Source organism: Acinetobacter sp. KH_038, assembly GCF_057839405.1.
The window spans coordinates 2,382,778-2,403,039 of record NZ_CM174489.1 but is presented as its reverse complement, the minus strand read 5'-3'; the positions used below and the strand labels follow the sequence as shown (position 1 = coordinate 2,403,039).

Annotated in this window: 19 protein-coding genes and 2 pseudogenes; 13 read left to right on the top strand and 8 right to left on the bottom strand. The window is 40.9% G+C overall.

The window, feature by feature from the left end; all coding sequences use genetic code 11:
• Positions 1 to 100 precede the first annotated feature (100 nt).
• Together AC3IT7_RS11355 and AC3IT7_RS11350 are read right to left on the bottom strand one after the other, a co-directional pair.
• Positions 101 to 433, bottom strand: a pseudogene (locus AC3IT7_RS11355) (TIGR02391 family protein); the annotation flags it as partial.
• 192 nt (positions 434 to 625) lie between these two features.
• Positions 626 to 1,294 (bottom strand): GntR family transcriptional regulator, encoded by a 669-nt coding sequence (locus tag AC3IT7_RS11350; RefSeq protein WP_489248552.1) that lies wholly within the window; start codon positions 1,292 to 1,294, stop codon positions 626 to 628.
• Between the two features lie 137 nt (positions 1,295 to 1,431).
• Between AC3IT7_RS11350 and madL the strand changes: the two genes are divergently transcribed.
• The 9 genes from madL (at position 1,432) to AC3IT7_RS11305 (ending at position 8,704) form a co-directional block, all read left to right on the top strand.
• Positions 1,432 to 1,833 (top strand): malonate transporter subunit MadL, encoded by a 402-nt coding sequence (madL, locus tag AC3IT7_RS11345; protein WP_489248551.1) that lies wholly within the window; start codon positions 1,432 to 1,434, stop codon positions 1,831 to 1,833.
• Positions 1,834 to 1,896: 63 nt separating this feature from the next.
• Complete coding sequence (gene madM / locus AC3IT7_RS11340) at positions 1,897 to 2,658, top strand: malonate transporter subunit MadM (protein WP_489248550.1); 762 nt, start codon at positions 1,897 to 1,899, stop codon at positions 2,656 to 2,658.
• Between the two features lie 21 nt (positions 2,659 to 2,679).
• Positions 2,680 to 4,335 (top strand): malonate decarboxylase subunit alpha, encoded by a 1,656-nt coding sequence (mdcA, locus tag AC3IT7_RS11335; RefSeq protein WP_489248549.1) that lies wholly within the window; start codon positions 2,680 to 2,682, stop codon positions 4,333 to 4,335.
• Between the two features lie 5 nt (positions 4,336 to 4,340).
• A complete protein-coding gene (gene mdcC, locus AC3IT7_RS11330; protein ID WP_489248548.1) occupies positions 4,341 to 4,649 on the top strand; it encodes a malonate decarboxylase acyl carrier protein in 309 nt (102 codons plus the stop codon).
• Between the two features lie 3 nt (positions 4,650 to 4,652).
• A complete protein-coding gene (locus tag AC3IT7_RS11325) occupies positions 4,653 to 5,540 on the top strand; it encodes a biotin-independent malonate decarboxylase subunit beta (protein ID WP_489248547.1) in 888 nt (295 codons plus the stop codon).
• Between the two features lie 4 nt (positions 5,541 to 5,544).
• Positions 5,545 to 6,261, top strand: coding sequence for a biotin-independent malonate decarboxylase subunit gamma (gene mdcE, locus AC3IT7_RS11320; RefSeq protein WP_489248546.1), 717 nt, complete (start codon positions 5,545 to 5,547; stop codon positions 6,259 to 6,261).
• A gap of 11 nt (positions 6,262 to 6,272) precedes the next feature.
• Positions 6,273 to 6,953: a malonate decarboxylase holo-[acyl-carrier-protein] synthase gene (gene mdcG / locus AC3IT7_RS11315; protein WP_489248545.1), complete on the top strand. Its 681-nt coding sequence runs from the start codon at positions 6,273 to 6,275 to the stop codon at positions 6,951 to 6,953.
• On the top strand, positions 6,931 to 7,809 hold the full coding sequence (gene mdcB, locus AC3IT7_RS11310) for a triphosphoribosyl-dephospho-CoA synthase MdcB (protein WP_489248544.1): 879 nt from the start codon (positions 6,931 to 6,933) through the stop codon (positions 7,807 to 7,809). Before mdcG ends, mdcB begins: the two co-directional genes overlap by 23 nt.
• 46 nt (positions 7,810 to 7,855) lie before the next feature.
• Positions 7,856 to 8,704 carry an acyltransferase domain-containing protein gene (locus AC3IT7_RS11305; RefSeq protein ID WP_489248543.1) on the top strand — a complete coding sequence of 283 codons (849 nt, stop codon included), beginning with the start codon at positions 7,856 to 7,858 and terminating at the stop codon, positions 8,702 to 8,704.
• Between the two features lie 98 nt (positions 8,705 to 8,802).
• Here the strand turns inward: AC3IT7_RS11305 and AC3IT7_RS11300 are convergent.
• A pseudogene (locus AC3IT7_RS11300) lies at positions 8,803 to 9,201 on the bottom strand (Fic family protein); the annotation flags it as partial.
• Positions 9,202 to 9,475: 274 nt separating this feature from the next.
• Here AC3IT7_RS11300 and AC3IT7_RS11295 point away from each other — a divergent pair.
• The 4 genes from AC3IT7_RS11295 (at position 9,476) to pnuC (ending at position 14,681) form a co-directional block, all read left to right on the top strand.
• Positions 9,476 to 10,165, top strand: coding sequence for a GntR family transcriptional regulator (locus AC3IT7_RS11295; protein ID WP_489248542.1), 690 nt, complete (start codon positions 9,476 to 9,478; stop codon positions 10,163 to 10,165).
• A 477-nt stretch (positions 10,166 to 10,642) separates the two neighbouring features.
• Positions 10,643 to 11,836: a phosphotransferase enzyme family protein gene (locus AC3IT7_RS11290; RefSeq protein ID WP_489248541.1), complete on the top strand. Its 1,194-nt coding sequence runs from the start codon at positions 10,643 to 10,645 to the stop codon at positions 11,834 to 11,836.
• A gap of 51 nt (positions 11,837 to 11,887) precedes the next feature.
• Entirely contained in the window at positions 11,888 to 14,071 is a 2,184-nt protein-coding gene (locus AC3IT7_RS11285) for a TonB-dependent siderophore receptor (RefSeq protein WP_489248540.1), read from the top strand.
• Positions 14,072 to 14,099: 28 nt separating this feature from the next.
• A complete protein-coding gene (gene pnuC, locus AC3IT7_RS11280) occupies positions 14,100 to 14,681 on the top strand; it encodes a nicotinamide riboside transporter PnuC (protein WP_489248539.1) in 582 nt (193 codons plus the stop codon).
• A 253-nt stretch (positions 14,682 to 14,934) separates the two neighbouring features.
• Here the strand turns inward: pnuC and AC3IT7_RS11275 are convergent, their stop codons facing one another.
• From AC3IT7_RS11275 to AC3IT7_RS11255, 5 genes are all read right to left on the bottom strand, one after another.
• Positions 14,935 to 15,216 (bottom strand): hypothetical protein, encoded by a 282-nt coding sequence (locus AC3IT7_RS11275; protein WP_489248538.1) that lies wholly within the window; start codon positions 15,214 to 15,216, stop codon positions 14,935 to 14,937.
• Positions 15,213 to 16,772 (bottom strand): PepSY-associated TM helix domain-containing protein, encoded by a 1,560-nt coding sequence (locus tag AC3IT7_RS11270; protein ID WP_489248537.1) that lies wholly within the window; start codon positions 16,770 to 16,772, stop codon positions 15,213 to 15,215. The genes AC3IT7_RS11275 and AC3IT7_RS11270 overlap by 4 nt, the downstream gene beginning before the upstream one ends.
• Positions 16,773 to 16,775: 3 nt before the next feature.
• Positions 16,776 to 17,054, bottom strand: a complete 279-nt coding sequence (locus tag AC3IT7_RS11265; protein ID WP_489248536.1) for a hypothetical protein — start codon at positions 17,052 to 17,054, stop codon at positions 16,776 to 16,778.
• Between the two features lie 43 nt (positions 17,055 to 17,097).
• Complete coding sequence (locus AC3IT7_RS11260; RefSeq protein ID WP_489248535.1) at positions 17,098 to 17,709, bottom strand: DUF4198 domain-containing protein; 612 nt, start codon at positions 17,707 to 17,709, stop codon at positions 17,098 to 17,100.
• 71 nt (positions 17,710 to 17,780) lie between these two features.
• Positions 17,781 to 19,937, bottom strand: a complete 2,157-nt coding sequence (locus AC3IT7_RS11255) for a TonB-dependent siderophore receptor (RefSeq protein WP_489248534.1) — start codon at positions 19,935 to 19,937, stop codon at positions 17,781 to 17,783.
• Positions 19,938 to 20,262: the final 325 nt, after the last annotated feature.

The following is a 20,262-nucleotide window of genomic DNA, read 5'->3' as shown; positions in this document are numbered from 1 at the left end:
TTATATTTGATACTAATTATCAAATCTTCAAATATAGAGCGAGCTTACTCAATTTAGCCGCAGAATTTCGAAATTTCTCTAGTCTAGAGTATGTACAGTGGCTGAGTGAGGCATTATTCAGTTTACTCATTAGTTTTGAAGTAACGAGAATTTCTTCTGTATCTATTTGATATTTATTTAAAATAGTTAAGGCTTTTGCTAGTCCTTTTGGTCCTTCACCTGGATAACCTGATGTAAAGCCTGAACGGATGATGTAATAACCGTTCGATTGATCTTTGAGGATGAGTGCATGATATTGATCGTTCGTTAGTAATAGAGCATAACTTAGATCTGCATTAGTCTGAATGAGATTGCAAAGGCTGTATAAACAGGTTTCTGTGACCCCAGATTCGCCCAAGTAATTAGTATGATAATAGCGTTCTGATTTGAACATTTTTATAAAAATTTAAGCAGTAGTTGTTTAAAAAGATAATGGGGTAAACTAGGGTAAAAATCTATAGCTAATTATTTTTTAAATAACAGATTTTGTTAGATATTTTTAATGAGTTAAACAGTCACTATCTCAGAAGAGAGGCGGCATAAATATTATTACTAAAAAATCCAAATTTGATGCCGCCATAGATATCTATAATTTTAAATGCTCTAAGGTTGAAATAAAGTCGGTAAATTTCTCACCTTGAATCACGACATGTGCTTTCAGTAAAGCCTCGGCTTCTTGTTCATTACCTGCAAAAATGGCCTCTAAGATTTCACTATGCTCTGCAAAAGAATGATTCATTCGATGGTTGACGCGGAGTTGTAGGCGACGGTACGGGTGCAAACGTTTGTGTAAAGTGCAGGCTTGTTCAATTAAAAAGGCGTTATGACTAGCTTGATAAATAGCAAAGTGAAATAAACGGTTGGCCTCATAATAATTTTCTGAGTCGTTCTGATTTAAATAGTCCTGACATAACTGATGTAAGTGCTGTAATTCTTGCTTTTCTTCAGGTTGAATACGTCGTGCAGCCAGTCGTCCACACATGGCTTCTAATTCAGCCATCACTTCGAACATTTCACAAAGGGTGAGTGAGTTAATGGCTGGAATAATTGCGCCACGACGTGGACGAATTTCAACCAAACCTTCAGCGGCCAATAGCTTTAATGCCTCACGAATCGGGGTGCGTGAAGCTCCATAGCGTTCACACAGCTCTTGTTCATCTAGCTTAGTCCCAGGCAGGAAAAAACCATAAATAATATCATCTTCTAACTTTTTACTAATTTGAATAGAAAGAGGAAGTTCCGCAATTGAAGTCATACATCACCAAAAAATTGTATACAATTTATGTTTATTTGAGTACAAGACATTGTACACTGGATACAGATAAGCTATAACTATAGCAAATTATAAGTCAGATTATTAGAAGTGCTGCATGATCCAGGGAGGATTCAGCAATGATTATTTACGGAACAGCCATACTGGCAGTCTGCCATTTACTTGGTGTTTATTTAGGCAATGCTCTCGGAATCGCCCTTGGTGTTCAAGCCAATGTTGGTGGTGTGGCTATCGCCATGATTTTATTAATTCTATCGAAGGAGCTTTTAGCTAAGCGTGGGCACTTACCTCAAGTGACTCAATTTGGTGTGTTGTACTGGTCAGGTATGTATATCCCAATCGTAGTCGCTATGTCGGCAGGACAAAACGTAGTTGCTGCTATGTCAGGCGGGATGTTGGGCCTGATTGTTTCGGTTACGTCTTTGATTGGCACCGTCTTGGTGATTCGTTGGTTGAATAAATCCAGTGGCGATTATGAAAGCTATGAATGGGCGGTAGAGCAGAATGAAAAAGCCGCTTAAGGATAACGGTGTCGGATTAACACTAAATAATAATCAGTTGTACGCTTACAAGGAAGAAATGCGATGGAAGAAATAATTACGGTTTTTACCAAAAATGCCCTCGTCGCGGCACTCGCAGTGACTGGTTTGATGATGTATGTGTCGCATCTTTTGTCGAAATATCTCACCAAAGGTAAGTTACAAAGCTCAGCCATCGCCATCACCCTGGGGCTAGTCTTGGCCTATTTCGCAGGGATTTATACTCAAGGTGAAAAGGGTATTTCAGATATCGCTATCTTCTCAGGTTTTGCTTTACTCGGTGGTGCCATGATTCGTGATTTAGCCATTGCATCAACGGCGTTTGAAGTCGACATCAAAGAAGTGAAAAAAGCAGGAAAAGTGGGTTTGATTGCGCTTGGACTTGGTTGTGTGATTCCGTTTGTGATTGGTGCAATGGTGGCATGGTTCATGGGTTATAAAGATCCTGTTTCGATGACCACGATTGGTGCAGGTGCGATGACCTATATCGTTGGACCAGTTACGGGCACAGCAGTTGGAGCAAGCTCTGAAGTCATCGCACTGTCAATTGCAATTGGCTTAATTAAGTCAGTGTTCTTTATGGTAGGTACGCCAATCTTTGCAAAATTTATGTATCTCAAAAGTCCACGTTCTGCCATGGTTTTTGGTGGAATGGCGGGGACAACCAGTGGTACAGCAGCAGGTTTAGCAGGAACTGATGTGCGTTTAGTGCCATATGGTGCATTGGTCGCAACCTTCTATACCGGTCTTGGCTGTTTACTTGGACCATCTGTATTTTTTCTAACAATTAATGCCATCTTCGGTTAAGCACAGCATAAAGGTGACCCCATGAACCAAATGGTTAAGACGCGCTTATGGGATAAGCAGCGCACCCGTAGACAAGAAAAACTGAATCTTGCCAAAGAAAAAGGGTTTGCAAAACAAGTTGAGCATACTCGGGTGATTGAACTTTTAGAAACTTTGATTTCCAGTAGTGATCGCGTTTGCTTAGAAGGTAATAATCAAAAGCAGGCTGATTTCCTGTCAAAGAGTTTAAGTCAATGTAATCCAGAGGTCATTCATGACTTACATATCGTGCAGTCGGTATTGGCTTTACCCAGTCATATTGATGTGTTTGAAAAGGGCATTGCCTCTAAAGTCGATTTTTCCTTCGCAGGTCCTCAAAGTCTGCGTCTAGCACAATTGGTACAGCAGCAAAAAATTAGTATTGGTTCAATCCATACTTATCTAGAGCTGTATGGACGTTACTTTATTGATCTGACACCAAATGTCTGTTTGATTACGGCACATGCGGCCGATCGTGAAGGTAACCTTTATACAGGTGCGAATACTGAAGATACACCTGCAATTATTGAAGCAACTGCATTTAAAAGCGGTATTGTGATTGTACAGGTGAACGAAATTGTAGATAAGTTACCGCGTGTCGATGTACCCGCCGACTGGGTCGATTTTTATATCGAAAGTCCTAAGTACAACTATATAGAACCGTTGTTCACACGCGACCCTGCACAAATTACCGAAGTACAAATCTTAATGGCAATGATGGCCATTAAGGGAATATATGCACCTTATAAAATTCAGCGATTAAATCATGGCATTGGTTTTGACACTGCTGCGATTGAATTATTGCTACCTACCTATGCAGCATCCTTAGGATTAAAAGGACAGATCTGTACCAATTGGGCATTAAATCCACATCCGACTTTGATTCCAGCCATTGAAAGTGGATTTGTCGATTCAATTCATAGCTTCGGTTCTGAAGTGGGGATGGAAGACTATATTAAAGAACGTCCAGATGTTTTCTTTACAGGCAGTGATGGCAGCATGCGTTCTAATCGAGCCTTTAGCCAGACTGCAGGTCTATATGCCTGTGACTTATTTATTGGTTCAACTTTACAAATCGATTTACAAGGCAATAGTTCAACCGCAACCGTAGACCGTATTTCTGGTTTTGGCGGTGCGCCGAATATGGGTTCTGATCCCCATGGGCGTCGTCATGCCAGTTATGCATATACCAAAGCTGGCCGTGAAGCGGTGGATGGCAAAATGATCAAAGGCCGTAAATTGGTAGTGCAGATGGTCGAAACCTACCGTGAACATATGCATCCTGTATTTGTAGAAGAGTTAGATGCGTGGCAGTTGCAGGAAAAAATGGAGAGCGAACTCCCGCCAATCATGATTTATGGCGAAGACGTAACCCATATTGTGACCGAAGAAGGTATTGCTAATTTACTGTTATGTCGCACATCTGAAGAACGTGAACAAGCGATTCGTGGTGTGGCAGGTTATACGCCAGTCGGTATGCAGCGTGATGAAGCCAAAGTGAAAGAGTTACGCCAGCGCGGCATTATTCAACGTCCAGAAGATTTGGATATCGATCCAACACAGGTCAGTCGTGATTTGTTAGCGGCAAAATCGGTAAAAGATTTAGTTAAATGGTCGGGTGGTTTATATAGTCCCCCAAGTCGCTTTAGAAACTGGTGATCGACATGGAAAAGTTAAAATTTGAATTGCAATCAGCACCGCTGAGTGCTGAACAAGCAGCTATTATTTGTGGTGTAGTAGGATCTGGAAATTTAGAAGTCTTAGTTTCACAGCATGATCAGGCGGATATTTGTCAGATTGAAGTCACTACATCAGCGGTCGGTTTTCAACATGTTTGGCAGTCAGTATTGAATGAGTTTGCACAACGTCATGCGGTGGCAGGGCTTAAATTTCAGTTAAATGATATGGGGGCGACTCCAGCGGTGGTAAACCTGCGCTTAAGCCAAGCAATATCTATGTTTAAGGGAGTATAGAACATGGATCAAGTAATGCTTAAAAACAGTTTTTATGAAAAAATTGCTCGTGCACGTATTCAAGCGGTCGTCGATGAACACAGTTTTAATGAAATATTAAAGCCTGCTGAAATTGAAGTTAGCCCACATCTCTCTGCTTTGGATATTCCGGGAAGTTTTGATGATGGCGTGATTATTGGTACAGCGCGTTTGAATGGAACACCAGTGCATATCATGGCTCAAGAAGGCCAGTTTATGGGCGGTGCTGTGGGTGAAATCCACGGGGCGAAAATTGTAGGTCTCTTACATAAAGCCATTCAAGATCAAACTCAAGCAGTCGTATTTTTTGTCGATTCAGGTGGTGTACGTCTGCATGAAGCTAATGCAGGTCTTATCGCTATTTCCGAAATTATGCGTGCGATGTTGCAGGTAAGAAATGCAGGTATTCCGATTATCACCGTGATTGGCGGCACCTGTGGCGCTTTCGGTGGTATGGGTATTAGCGCTTGTTTGAGCAGTACTATCATCATGACCGAAGAAGGGCGTTTGGCGCTATCTGGCCCCGAAGTGATTGAAACGGTCAAAGGTGTAGAAGAGTTTGACTCGAAAGATCGTGCATTGGTTTGGCGTGTTACAGGCGGTAAACATCGTTATTTACTGAATCATGTACAGGCTTTGGTTGAGGATGATATTGCAGATATTCGTGATGCGATTTTAACGCAACTCGACGCTAAGGTAGCTCCTTTAGACTTAGAACAATTATTGAAGCAACAGCAACAGCTTGAGCACCAGTACCAACGCTGGTTTGGTAAAAATGATGGTTTACAAATCTGGCACGAGATGGGAATTTCACAGCCAGAAAAAATTCCGATGTTGTCTGCCCATGAAGTTGTGTTGTTAAAGCAAGGATGAGCTCATGAATACAGAAGTACTCTTACAACAATTATTTCCGCATCAGCTAGATTACCAGATCGAAGGTTATGTAATTAAGGGTAGTGCGCATACGGACGCAGGTCCGGTGCGGATTCTCGGCACAGTCAATGCAGCACCCATTAATCAACAGATTGCCATGGAACTGGCAGGTGAAATCTTACAGCTGGTACAGCAGAAGCAACAGACACCTGTGGTGTTTATTGTGGATACGCAAGGCCAAGACCTTTCTCGTGCAGATGAGTTACTCTGCTTAAACAGAACCTTTGCCCATTTGGCATCCTGTGTAGATTTACTGCGTAGAAGTGGGCACGCCAACCTCGCGATTATTTTTGGCCAAGCCGTAAGTGGTGGATTCCTTTCCTATGGCTTAATGGCGAACGAAGTCTATGCACTCAGTGATTCGCAAGTCAAAGTGATGGACCTAAACGCAATGGCACGGGTGACAAAAATTCCCGCCGATAAGTTAAAAGAACTTTCACAAAGTTCAGCTATTTTTGCTCCCGGTGTGGAAAATTTTTACAAGATGGGTGCAATCAATGCCATTTGGCTAGATTTGGAGGCCGATTGGGTTAGCCAAGTGCTGTTAAATCAACAACAACATATTGAATCTTATCTTGTGGATCAGCGTCGTATAGTTGGGCAACAGCGTCAAGGACGCGTGTTGTGTAATCACATAATCGAGAAAGTCGTTCATAGTTAAGGAAAACAGATATGGATCGTCATGACTTCGCTTATCTGCGTGATTCAGCCACTTTACAATTTTTGGATGTTTCTTTACCTGAAACAGTGAAACTAAAAGTGTCTCAATTGCTGAGCCAACATGTTCCAATGACTGTTTGCCGGCAGGAAGGGCTGGATGCGGGACAGGTGAATTTGGCGATCAACTGTTTGGTGGCAGGTTATAAATATCGTGTGGCCTGTTGGGTCGCAGAATACGATATTGAACAGATCACTCGACCGCTTTCCCTACGGACCTTGTTAAAAGCTGATTTACAAATCTTCCAACGTGAGATCCTAAGTGATTTTGCAGACAAGCTAGAACAACGAGGTTGTGAAGTATATGTCTATGGCTCTTATGCCTACCAAGCTCTCACGCGAGAGGCCTATGTCAGACCGGTTTCAGATTTAGATGTGCTGTTATATCCACAGCATCAAAATGATGTGCAGGAAATTTTACAGTTAATACAACAAGTCCAGGCACAGAGTTCAGTTCATTTAGACGGCGAGATTCAAATCCATCCAGACTGGCATGTGTCTTTTAATGAGTTAATTACAGTTTTTCCTGCAATGAAACAGCAAGTGATTGTAAAAGGAATTCAGCGTGTGGATATGCTGAGATTAGAACAACTATTTGAAGGGAATCTTGAATATGCACATGCTAGCATCAGGTGAATTTTTACGTCCGAACATTATCAGTACTGCTGAACGCTTAGACCATCTGGCTTGTATGGCACTATTGGATGAAGCTAGCTTAGAACACAAGCCCGGTTTGGTTTGTCCAAGTTCGCAGGGCAGTCATAGTGATATGGACTTTAGCTTATTTCAATCCAGTGTCGAGGCTTTACAAGGCTATTTTCAGGCGCAATGTTTAAATGGCTATCGCAATGTTGAATTAGAAAAGATTCGGCAGTGTGGCATTTTAGCTGAACAGAAAATGATGAGTGCAACGGGACAGATTAATACGCATAAAGGTGCGATTTTTAATTTGGGTTTTGCCAGTGCTGCAGCAGGACAGTGTTTAGCAGCCAACAGCCAGTTGAACGCAGGCTCAATCAGTCAAAAAATTCAAAATACTTGGCGTCATGATCTATTAAATCATTTGCAACGTGACCCGAATAGTCATGGACAACGTATGCGTCGCCAATTTGGCATCACAGGCGCGATTGAAGAAGTAGCTTCAGGTTTCAAAACAGTGATGGAGGTTGCTCTACCAGCATATATCGACATCTACGCCAAAACAGCCAATATCCAACAGGCTTCAATTCAAAGCCTATTCAGCCTTATGGCCTATGTACAAGATACCAATATTGTTTGGCGCGGCGGTTTATCGGCCTTATATCTTGTGCAGGATATAGCAAAACAGTTTTTAGCAAGGGGAGGTGTACTACAACAGCACTGGATAAAAGATGTGTATAAAATAGAGAATTATTTTGTTCAACATCGTTTAAGTCCAGGTGGTAGTGCAGATTTATTGGGAGTAACTTTTTTCTTGCTAAAGGTAGAAAATGAATTTCGCAATAATATTTAGTGGTCAAGGACTTCAGAACTTAGCGCATGTACATGAGCTCCGAAGCATGGCGAAAGAACTGCAAGTAGTAGATGAATTAAAACTGCATTTGCCGAAGCTATTTTTTTCAGATTTAACCGAAGTTGATCTGTATTCGAATGAGTTCGCGCAACCTTTTATTTTTGCTTTGCAATGGTGTCGTTGGCAAAAGTTAAAACCTGAGATTGAGGACCTTATGAGCTTCTCAGGTTATTCACTCGGAGAGTTAAGTGCACTCATTTGTGCAACACAGATAGGTTTGGAACAAGGCCTGTATTTAGCCCAGCAGCGTGCCTCCTTGATGTCTTCAGCTACGCAGGACGCAAGTGGCTTAATGGCTGTCCAGGGAATCAATCTCAATATGCTTGAACCGTTATTGGAGGAGACTTCTACAGCGCTTTCTATAAAACTGAGTGATAGTAGCTTTGTGGTTGGAGGAACGGATAGTGATTTACAACGATTGACTCAGCAACTTGAGAGGTATGGAACGCGCTTGATTAAACGTTTAAACGTGACAATTCCATCGCATACTGTATTGATGAATGCTGCAGTGCAGTCATATCAACAGATTTTACAGCAACAAGACTTTGCCCATTTATCGATCGCTGTTATCAGCGGCTCTAGTGGTTATAAATTTTTTAAGACCACAGATGTAGTTGATGCGCTAATTGATCAGATGAATCATTCGATTGACTGGAATGCCTGTCTAACCGCAATACAAGAAAATCAGCCTGATGTGGTATTAGAAATTGGGCCGGGCAGTGCCTTAAGTAAAATGCTATTAGAACGCAATCCAAATTGTCTCGTGCGTGCAGTGGATGATTTTAAAAGTTGGTCTGGGTTTCAGGCATGGTTAGAAAAACAGTACAAAATGTAATTTCAAAAATGTGAAGATTAATTATGGATAGATTTTTGTCTTGCAAATATATTTGAAATACTTATTTGGCCAAATCTTTAATTTAAATTCAAAATTACTTAATAGGGTTTAAACCCTTCTAGTACAGCAGCGGAGACTAATTGGATAAACGCTTCAGTTCTGCCATATGCCATCCATTGATCAAGAGCTTCATAGTAAGCCAATCGATTTTCTACAGTGATGACACAAGGAGGATATCTAGCTTTAAGTAACTCAAGGTTCATCAAGAGACGTGATGTACGACCATTATCATCAATGTATGGATGGATACCTAGAAAATCTGCATGTACTTTAACTGCACGTTCAATGGAGTGAAGCTTATCTGCTTTACTATTATACCAGTCTACTAATTGGACCATCTTGTCGTTTAATAAAGTGTAATCAGGCGGGATAGAAGTAGCACCCGAGATTAGGATATTTTGTTGACGATAGCGTCCAGCATTGTCATCATCAATAGTTTCAAACATCACCTTATCCTTAAATTTGTCTTAGTCGATAATGCATGAAGAAATAAAATCAAAAATGTAGGGAAATATCATGATATTTAGTACTGATTGTAAAAGTGGGGATTAAAACGATATTCTCTCAGGATCACCTATCAATCATGCTGCTAAAGATTCTCATTAAGACTAGGGAATGCATCTTTTTACTTATCTGTACTTTTCTAATTTTCCTCTGTTCTTTAATTTAGTACCATCAATATAACTTACGCTGACGAGCTGGAATCATTGAATGAAGTATATGGAAATCAGAGATTTGATTGAGGCTGAATTGAAAAATTACAGTTCTAATCAAATGATTCCATCGGAACGTTACTTGGCATTAAAGTTTAACTGTTCCAGGGAAACAGTGCGTAAGGCCTATGAACAGCTTCGTGCCGAAGATAAAATTTATAAACGGCAAAATCTCGGCTGGTTTGTGAGTAATAAAAAAATTCAATACCATCCAAACTCAATTGAAAATTTTAGTTCTTATATGAAGGCACAGGGTTTTAATGCCAGAACAGAACTGATCTCGACCAGGCAGCTAGAGCGATTTGATCACAGTGATGTTTTTAGTGAAGCAACGAGAAGACTCGGCTTTATTGAAATTATCCGTTTACGTTATGCTGATGATGTACCGGTACTCCTAGAATATAATTATCTGCCTGTTGCGCTGTTTGCAGATGTGCTGAATTATGATGTGATTACTTCGGTCCAAGATGTCATTAAAAATCACTTTGATTATGATTATACGAGTAGCCAGTTAAAAATTAAAAATACCGGTGTATCTCATTATGAGAGTCAATATTTAGGAATTCCTATAAGCCAAACAGCAACTTACATTGAACGTATTTCAAAATCAAACGATCTGGTGATTGAATATGACATCGAAATCTGGTCACAGGACAAAATTGAAATGACCCTCGATATTCACGCATAAGCTTATATTTATATCCAATCCATTCAAATCCTAAAAGCTTAAGTGTTTTAGGATTTTTTTATTTTTAAAATAATTTTAATTATTAAGCATTCTATTTTTATATTTAAACGGCTAAACTTGCCTCCAATTTAATACTGGTATGTACCACTTAATTTTAGGACACACTTTAAATAGATATCTTTCATAAATCAAAAAATGATCGTTATATTCATCTTTAATGAATTTTGAAAGTTCCTTCTCCCTCTGGGATGAGAAGCATAGCTTCGCAAGAGGATGAGGGTAATTCTTAGAAATAACCTCTCCCTTGCGCAGCAGTGCTGCTCATCTCCTACAAGGAGAGGGAATTTCTTTTTAATGATTAAAAAATGATTAATGAAAGAACCCTAATATTAAATGTATTTAAAAATACTGTGTATATGTTTGCTTAAATGATGACTCTCCATTACCACATGATGATCTGGTTCAGGAATATTGATGATGACTACAATGACTGATGATTTAGGTCATGGTATGGGCAATGCCTGGGAACATAAAGACTGGGCTCATATTTCTGATCCAGAATTACCAAGCCTGCAGCAGCATTATTCCTGTTTACAAGGTCATATTCAGATTTTGTGGTGTAGTCCACGGCCATTTTCATCTGCGGTACTGGTCAAGGTGGAGCAAGATTTTGTGAGCAGGGATGAAACAGTCGCGCATCAGTATTTGATCAAGCGCAGCCATTGTTCCTTTCGTCGTGCCCGCGATATTTTACAGGAGCATGCCGTTCTTGAACATTTAGCCGGCAAGAAAATTCCTGTTGCAGCATTGATTAGATCAAATCAAGGTCTGACCGCTTTAGAGCTGGGTGACTGGACCTATGAAGTCTATGCCAAAGCAGCCGGCTTAGATCTTTATGCAGATCAGCAATCCTGGAAACCTTTTTTCTATGCTGAACATGCTGCGAAAGCGGGGCAATTACTGGCAAGCTTACATATGGCCATGCAGGATTTTCCTGAGCAGCAGGGCAGATCAGCATCTTATTTAGTGTCCAATCAGCAACTTTTAGACAGTAAAAATATCGTTACAGCCATTCAACGGCACATCGCAAACAGTCCAGAATTAAGCCGTTACTTTGCTGACAAAAATTTGGATCCTTACTTTTTGGATCAAATCTTACAGGTTCACCAGCGTATTCAGCCTGTATTGCAACAGGCAAGCAGAATTTGGCCCCATAACGATTTACACGCTTCTAATCTATTTTGGTCAGCGCCAGATGCCAAAGCTGAGATTACTGCCGTGATTGATTTCGGTTTAGCTGACCGAAATTCGGCACTTTATGATCTGGCTGTGACGATTGAACGTAATTTCATTGATTGGTTGGAATTAGAGCAGAACTCACATATTCAGATTGATGAAGCCGGTTTAACCGCCTTTCTACATGCTTATTTTTCCGAGATACATCCACAAGAAGATTTTAGTATTTTGCCAGAGCTACTGAAAATCGTGCATCTGGATTTCGCTTTTTCAGAGCTTGAGTATTTTGTTGGTATTACCCACAACCTAAACCATGCAAATGCGGCTTATTACGACTGGATTATCGGTCATGTGGACTGGTTCCTTGGCGAACAAGGTCAGCAATTTACCCAGACTTTAACCCGGCTCATTCAACAGCAATTGCACTCTTCTTAGTTGCTCTCTAAACCCAGCATCATCACCCCCTTCAAATACATAAGGTTTCGTATGAACACTCCTCAACTCAAACAGAATGTATTAACCCGATCTTTAAATATGATCATTCTGTCGCAGCTGTGTTTAATCCCGCTGACTTATGCTGAAGACGATGTTCAACAACTTGACACGATTATCATCACAGCCGATCAAAGTCTCCCTTACACGAGTACCAAAGTGAATATTGAAGGTTTTGGTACGGAGAATTTGCAAAAAATACCTGCATCAGTTTCTATCTTGACTGCCGATCTCATCGCTGAACAGCATGCCCGTGTGCTGAGCGATGTTGTAAAAAATGATGCAGCCATCGGTGATGGCTATGCTGCAATTGGCTATTATCCAAACTTTCTTTCGCGTGGCTTTGCACTCGATTTGGCATCAAGCTACCTGATTAATGGCAATGTGATTCGTGGTGAGCAAAACGTTGCACTTGAAAATAAAGAACGTGTGGAAATTTTAAAAGGTATTTCCGCAATTCAAAGTGGGATGTCGACCCCGGGTGGGGTGGTTAATTATGTCACCAAGCGACCGAAAGATATTCAGGCACTGACATTCTCGGCCGATCAACATGGACAGTTTTCAGTGGCAACTGATCTCGGTGGTTTTTGGGGTGATGAGCAACAATTCGGATATCGCATCAATCTGGTGAATGAACAGATGGATTCTTATGTCGATCATGTGGATGGTGAACGCTATCTAGCGGCATTGGCATTGGATTGGAAGATGTCAGCGCAATCCAAAGTAGAACTTGATCTTGAAGCACAGCGTTCCGAACAAAAATCAGTGCCAGGTTATCAATTACTGGATGGCAAAGTCCCAGAAAATGTGAAATGGGATCGATTGTTGGGTTATCAGACTTGGGGCAAACCGGTCACGATCGATAGTCTGAATAGCAGTTTAAAATATAGCTATGCTTTGAATAGTGATTGGAACCTGGGACTCGTTGCAGCCCAGAGTAAATCCAAGGTTGATGATTATTCGACATTTGCTTGGGGATGTTATGCCACGTTATGTGAATATAGTGGCTTAGGCAACACCTTTGATGCGAATGGCTATTACGATATTTATGATTTTCGTAACCCTGATGAGACCTTTAAAACCAACCAATTTAAAGTCAAACTGGATGGTGTGATTGACACCAACTGGGCGCAACATCACCTTAACTTTGATATCACGCAAACCAACAAATCGCGAGATCGTTTTGCTGGTGTCAATGAATGGATTGGTGTAGGTAATATTTATACAGAAACCATGGATTTTTCCCCAACAACAGCAAGTGCTGGACAAAAATATCAAGCACTTAAAAGTAAACAAACCGCATTTACAGTATTAGACCGTATCGAATGGAATGAACACTGGACCACTTTGATTGCTGGAAAATGGATTGAGCTGGATGAACAAGCACATGCTTATGATGCAGAGGGTAAACAGGTAATAACAGTCCGCGATACCGATTTAGCTAAATTTTTACCGCAATTCGCGATCAGCTATAGCCCATTGGAGTCGACTAGCGTCTATGCCTCGTATGCCAAAGGCTTGTCAGATGGAAAATCAGCCCCTTGGTTTGCGGAAAATGCTGCTGAAACTCTAGCGCCGATCTATTCAGAGCAATATGAAATTGGTCTAAAGCAACAGATCAAGCAATTTTTATTTACTGCCTCGCTATTTGATTTAAGCCAAGACAACCAATATAGCAAATCAACTGACACAGGCTTTATCTTTGTACAGGAAGGGGAGCAGCATAGTCGTGGTCTAGAGTTGGGACTCAATGGTGCATTAACGGATGATTTGGCCTTAACTTCATCATTCACATGGACCAAAGCCCGTTTAGAAAATGTTGCAGTGGTTGAATATGGCAATCATCAAGCTCAAAACGTGCCAGAAGTTCGCTTCGCAACACATCTTCGCTATAACGTACCGGGCATTGTAGGTTTCACTGTTCTGGCAGGTGGTCAATACAGTTCAAGCAAATATGCCAACAAAGAGGGCACTGCGAAAGTCGCGGGTTATAGTGTGGTTGATTTAGGGGCCGCCTATCAATTTAAGCTGAATACGACCGATGCATTGCTGCGCTTGAATATTAATAATCTGTTCAACAAAAAATACTGGCGTGATGCAGGTGAATTTTTGGGTGACGATTATTTATTCTTGGGTTCGCCACGTACAGCAACCTTGTCATTCAATCTGAACTTCTAAATTGGCTGCTTAATCAGGTTATATCGTCATGGAAAATATAGAAATTGCAGCGTTCATTTTAAATGTTTTAGGTGTCTGGTTGACATCTAAACAATATAAAGTCTGCTGGTTGGTGAATATTGTCGCTGTATTTCTGTATATCATTATTTTTTATCGTGTCAATTTATTTGCAGACGCAGCCTTACAAGCCGTATTTATCTTGATGCAACTGTATGGATGGTATAGCTGGTCGAAAAAAGATCAAGATCAGGATCTTAGCGTACAAATTGGCTATTTGAATCAGAAAATCTGGGTATATAGCCTGATTGTGGGTATCGTCGCGGGTCTGATGATTGGTGCTTTATTTGCTCATTTCACCGCAGCGTCACTACCTTGGTTGGATTCCATGTTAGCCTCTTTTAGCTTGGTGGCAAGTTATTGGGCGGCAAAAAAATATATTGAAAGCTGGGGCTTGTGGTGTGTTCTTGATGTGATTTATGTTGGTATGTACATGCATAAATCATTGTATTTAACCGCCGTCCTTTATTTTATCTTTATTCTCTTGGCGCTGAATGGCTGGAGAATGTGGCGAAATTTATACGTACCAAAAGTACATTTAAAACATGGATAAATGAGTGTTTCTATGCATGAGCAGCAAATTTTACGGATAGCATCCTGAAAAAACAAAGTCGTCAAAGCTTCACAGCGTAATATGAAATTTTCTTCTTGCTCGGTGATACTTTGCTTAATTTTTCAGATGCATTTAAAAGTCAGTAAGCTGCAAAAAAAAGGACCACATCAGTATCAGGGGCTTTGTCCAAAGTCTTATTATGAATAACCACCGATTTTATATCTGTACTGAGATATAGTGAAAATCAAATAATTCATAGTTTTTTTTCTAAATTGTTTATTTTTAGAATAAAGATAAACACTATAGGACTTAGAAATACCCATAGAGCCACAAAGCTAATACTGGAGCTAAACTGGGTACGTAATAAAAACATCGCGACGAATAAGAAAATACCCGCAGTGAATTTAGTGTGCGTAGGAAAATTAGCTAAAAAAGCGTAACGAGATTTTCGGGTTTTTAGGATCTGCTTTGCACTTACCGCATAAAAGGCAAAGCAGCTTAGCCATAAAAGACCGGTTACTGCGATCCATATCATGTGGAAGACTCCTGCTGCGCAGATTTTAGTTTGGCCTGAATTTTCCGGATCGCCTTTTGTTGGATAGGGGTAATTTTCTGGTGTAAAAATAGGGCGAGAAGTGTCAAGATCCACAACATCAGATCAATACTCAGAAACGGCCAATAAGTTGCAAAAGAATTAATATACTGATGAGAAACTAAATAATAAATATCAATAAGGGGAAGTGTAAAGGCAGCACAAATCAGAAGTTTAAGCTGAATTTTCCATAAATATTGCTGCGGTGTTAAACATGCCAGAATGAAACTACCCAACCAAATACTGAAAAAGCTATAAATCTCATAATTTGGTGCACCTGCTGGGATGCTAATTAAACGATTCGCATAGAGATATCCCAGCATGGCAAGCGGCAAGCCAAGTATCATGGTGATATTCAAGCGGTTCACCAAATAGTGTCCGAGATGAAAATGCTCTGATTTTTTCTGTATCTGGCGTTTCAGACTCCACAGCAGCAGACCGGAGGCAATCATGGCACAGCCCAATATGCCAGAAAAAAATAGTCCTAAACGTAATATGGGCTCGGCAAAACGTGCCATATGCAAGCCATATATGCCGGCATTGAGTGTGGCAATTGCACTTTCATTTCGTGTACTTTCAAGTAATTTTCCGGTAGCCGCATTTAAAATAAGCTGTGCCTGATTTCGGGTAATGGAATGATCTTGGAGTTGGGTTAAGGTCATTTGGGCCAGCTGGGTATTGGGCTGCTTGACCGTGATATTGTCAAATTCTGCATGTCCCCAGTGTTGCTGTGCCGTGGTGATAAAATGTTGAATTGGTAGCATCTGGGTTTTCACCTGTACCACAGGCTTTGCTGATATATTGACCGTGCGAATTTCTTCAAAATATTGAAAGGGATTGTCTGGATAAAGTTTTTTCATACCGGAAGGCAGCACGATATAAAAGAAAATCGCCAACCCGGTAAATGTCATGGTCAAAAAGAACGGCAGGGCAATCACTGAACTGACATTATGAAAATCCAGATAAGAGCGCTGTCCTTTAAAGGCTCTTAGGGTAAAAAAGTCTGTCAGGATTTTTTTATGGGTAATGATTCCTGAAATCAGAGTCAATAACATGATAAAGGCAGCAATCGTCACAATCAGCCGACCAATGGTGTAGGGCATACCATAGAGCTGAAAATGAAAATTATAGAAAAAATCTCCCCCTTGTGTGGCTGAAAGCTGTAATTCTTTTCCTGTCGAAGCATTCAGGGTTTTGACTTCATAGCCACCATCCGCTTTTTGCCAGTAGACTTTATTCACCGGTGAGTCTTGATTGGCGACTCCGATATACCAGTTTTGGGCGTCCGGTGCATGCTGCTGTAAATAGCTGTAAGCAGATTTTAAGGCAGTTTCCTGATTGACTTGCATTGTGGCAAATTCAGGCTGCATCCATAGACTGATTTCATGTCGGTAATAGGTGACCGCGCCTGTTAAAAAAATCGCAAAGAGTAACCAGCCAAAGCTTAAACCCAGCCATGAATGTAACCATGCCATGGATTGACGGACAGATTTATGCATGGTTTAACCTATGAAGCGAGAGATAGTAAATAAGCTAAGGAAAGGAATCAGGCTATAGATAGAAAGCTTTTTTAAACTTTGGATACAGAAGATGCCAATCACAAAACAGACATAAAAAATCAGGGCAGTAAAAGCGGCCAAATAGACGGATTCTGCTTTGGGCAGAAAAGCCTGTAGAAAGTAAGCCAGATCGAGTGCGATCAAATAACTGCACAAGTAGCCCATCCCAAAGCTCATGCCTAAGCGATAGAGAATGGCGAGTGGTTGCATTACAGAAATCATATTTGGCCTTGAATAAATCTATACTGATGAAAATCTAAAAAACTTAATGAACAAAACTTAAGGTGGTGACCAGATACTGTTTTTTATAGGCCTGCTGATTCAATTTTCCTACCTTGTCTGCTTCTTTGCCGACTTCAATGACATATTGACCTTTCCATGGCGTGGCAATGGTAATCTGGCCTTGGCTGTTGGTGGTGTATTTCTTTAGCCAGAATTGCGGAGAAAAGACCGTGACTTCAGCATCCACAGCAGGTTTACCCTGATACAGCACCGTAAATGTATTGCTATTGATTTGGGTCGGGACAATATCCAGTTCGGACTCAGCTTGCAGGTTCTGTCTACCTGCTTTGGCATGATAGGTCAGCAATGATTCGGCATAGACCAATTCATGACTGAGCTGGACATCGGTCTGGCCTTGGGTCGTATAGAGCAAATGATCCTGTTGCATTTGAGGACTAAAGGTTTTTCTAGACTGAATGGCCTTTGCCTGATTAAAAGACTTCAAAGCACCTTGCTGCGTTTCTTTAAGCTGTTCACTATATTCACCAAAGAACGCATGAGTCTGCTGATTTGTACCACGTTCCAGCCAAAGCATATGCGCCTGAGCTGAAAGTGTCATAGACAGTCCAAGGGTCAAAGCGATCATTTTTTTCATTTGTTTTACCTGTTTTTGTGTATGTAGTGATGATTTAGCCCTGAACATGTCATCAAGGCTAAGCTTGAAAATCAGTATTTAAATTTCACGGCAACGCTGTAATTCGCTGGTGCACTATAAAAACCTTGCTGATTGGGGAAATTGAACAGATATTTTTCATTGGTCAGGTTATTACCATTGGCTTGCAAGGTCATATGCTCATTCAGCTCATAGCTGGCCATTAAGTTCACGAGCGCATAAGCATCCTGCTCAATGATTCCAGCTTTCTGGGTAATCACTCCATTGGCGGTTGCTTCAGGCACATCTAGATAGGTTTGATCCTGCCATTGCACACCAAGGCCCAGTTTCAGTTTTGGAAGTTGCGGCACCTGATAGGTCGTTAAAAGATTAAAAGACTGGGTTGGATTGAAGGTACGCGCATCACCGCCATTGATCAGATCTTTCAGGCTAAACTGGGTATAACCAAAGCTTAAGTTTAAATAGTCGCTCAGTTGTCCCGCCAAGCCGAACTCGTAGCCTTGGGAACGCAGGTCACTGACCTGAGTCTTGCGTAAAGTCGGAATACCATCAGAATCACGAAGCGGATAATTACTTTGCTCCGTTCTGAACACGGCCATGGTGGCGGTAAGCTTGTCATCTAGCCAAGAGCTTTTCACTCCGACTTCATAGCTTTCACCTTCGATCGGTTTGTTAAGGCTGCCATCCATTGCCTTGGTGGTTTGCGGACGGAAAATGGAGGTATAACTCAGATAACCTGTATATTCAGGGCTAAAGTTATAGGTCAGACCGGCATAGGGTAAAACTTTATCTTCATCATAAATGGTGTCGGTCCCATAACTGCTACCACTGCTCTCAGCCTGAACATAATTGGCACCTAAAAGAAGTTTCAGATCATCATTCAGATGCAGTCGGGTTGCAGCATAAAGACTTTGGTTCTTCTGCCGGATATGCATTTCACCACTGGTTTTCGACATATCCCAGCTTGGTTCTTCGGGTGTAAAGCTGGCTAAATCTGTCGTCAGTGGATTGGCAAAGCTGCCAGCATAACCCAATTCATCCAGACTATTCTTGGCCCAGACATAGCCCAATGAGGCTTCATGGCGTTGCCCCCAAAGCGGATAGGTGCCGCTAAAACTCAGGCTGGCTTGTTGTTCTTTATTGTCATCAATATACATGCCTGGGTAGAGGAAGATACCTGAAGTGCTATTTGCACCGGGGTTACCCAATAGGAACAAAAGTTTTGAATCCCGCTGAGTCTGTTTTTCATCATAAGTCAGTTTGGCTGTCCAGTCGCCACCCAGTTTTTGCTCAAGCTCGGCAAAGTAACTTTTAATATTACTATTCCAGTAAGTCCAGTTCGGGCTGTAATTATAATTTCGTGAGTAACTGAGCTGCTCACCTTCAGTATTAATCAGTGGGTTAGACCCCCAATTGACACCATTCGGCTTGTGATTGGTTTCGGTATAGCCAGCAGTCAAAAGAGTTGTGTCAGTTACATCTGCCTCCACAACAGCACCTATGCCATTTTTTTCTAGTTCATAACGATCCAGATAACTGTCGCCTGTTTGTTGATAGCCAAATACACGACCTCTGACTTTTCCATCTTGGGTGAGAGGAGAAGATACATCTGCTTCATAGCGCTGCGTATTCCATGAGCCATAACTGGCATTAAAGGCTGCTTGCCGTTCCTGAGTAGGGCGTTTGCGAATCATATTAATAGTTGCGCCAGGATCGCCAATTCCATTATTTAAGGCATTCGCGCCTTTGACCACTTCTACATGGTCAAACAAAAAACTGTCTGGATTATCATTATTATAATTATAGCCTTCGAGTGGAATACCAACGCCATCGACTAAAACATTCGAAATCTCGAAACCTCGTGCAAGGTACGAGGTCCGTTCCGTTTCCTGATTGCTGACGATAATGCCAGGGGTATTGCGCAGTACATCCCGTGTATTATCCAAAGCAAAGTCATCCAGCTGCTGGCGGGTAAGGACATTGACTGTTTGCGGCGTTTCCTTAAGTGGAATATTCAGTTTTGAAGCGGTTGACGAGTTTTGGATGATATAGGCTTTACTCTGTTCAGAGCTGAGCTCACTCTGTTCTGATTCCGCTGTAACGGTAATCGTCGGTAATTGCTGAGTATCATCGGCAAAACTTTGTTGTGTAACTAAAATCGAAAAACTGAGTAAAGATAGTTTAAATGATGAAGGAACGGTAGAAGACATTTTAGTTAATGTAAATGATAATAATTATCACTAATTTTATTGTTTAAATATTTTTAAAGCAATCTTAAATTTAACAGGAAATATGAATGAAGAATGGGTTAATGATAGGTAAATCTACAAATAAAACTTTGATGTACGGAGTAGGGAGGACAATAAAATATCCCTATTAAAAAAGATGTCATTACCTTAATTTTTGCGCCTGAACCAATTTTTAGATAATGCTCTATAAATTTACAAATCCTGAATTTAGATTTGAACAAGATTTTAAAGTGATTCAATACACTACATTTAAGTTGGGTCAAAACTGGATTAATGAATTTTTGTA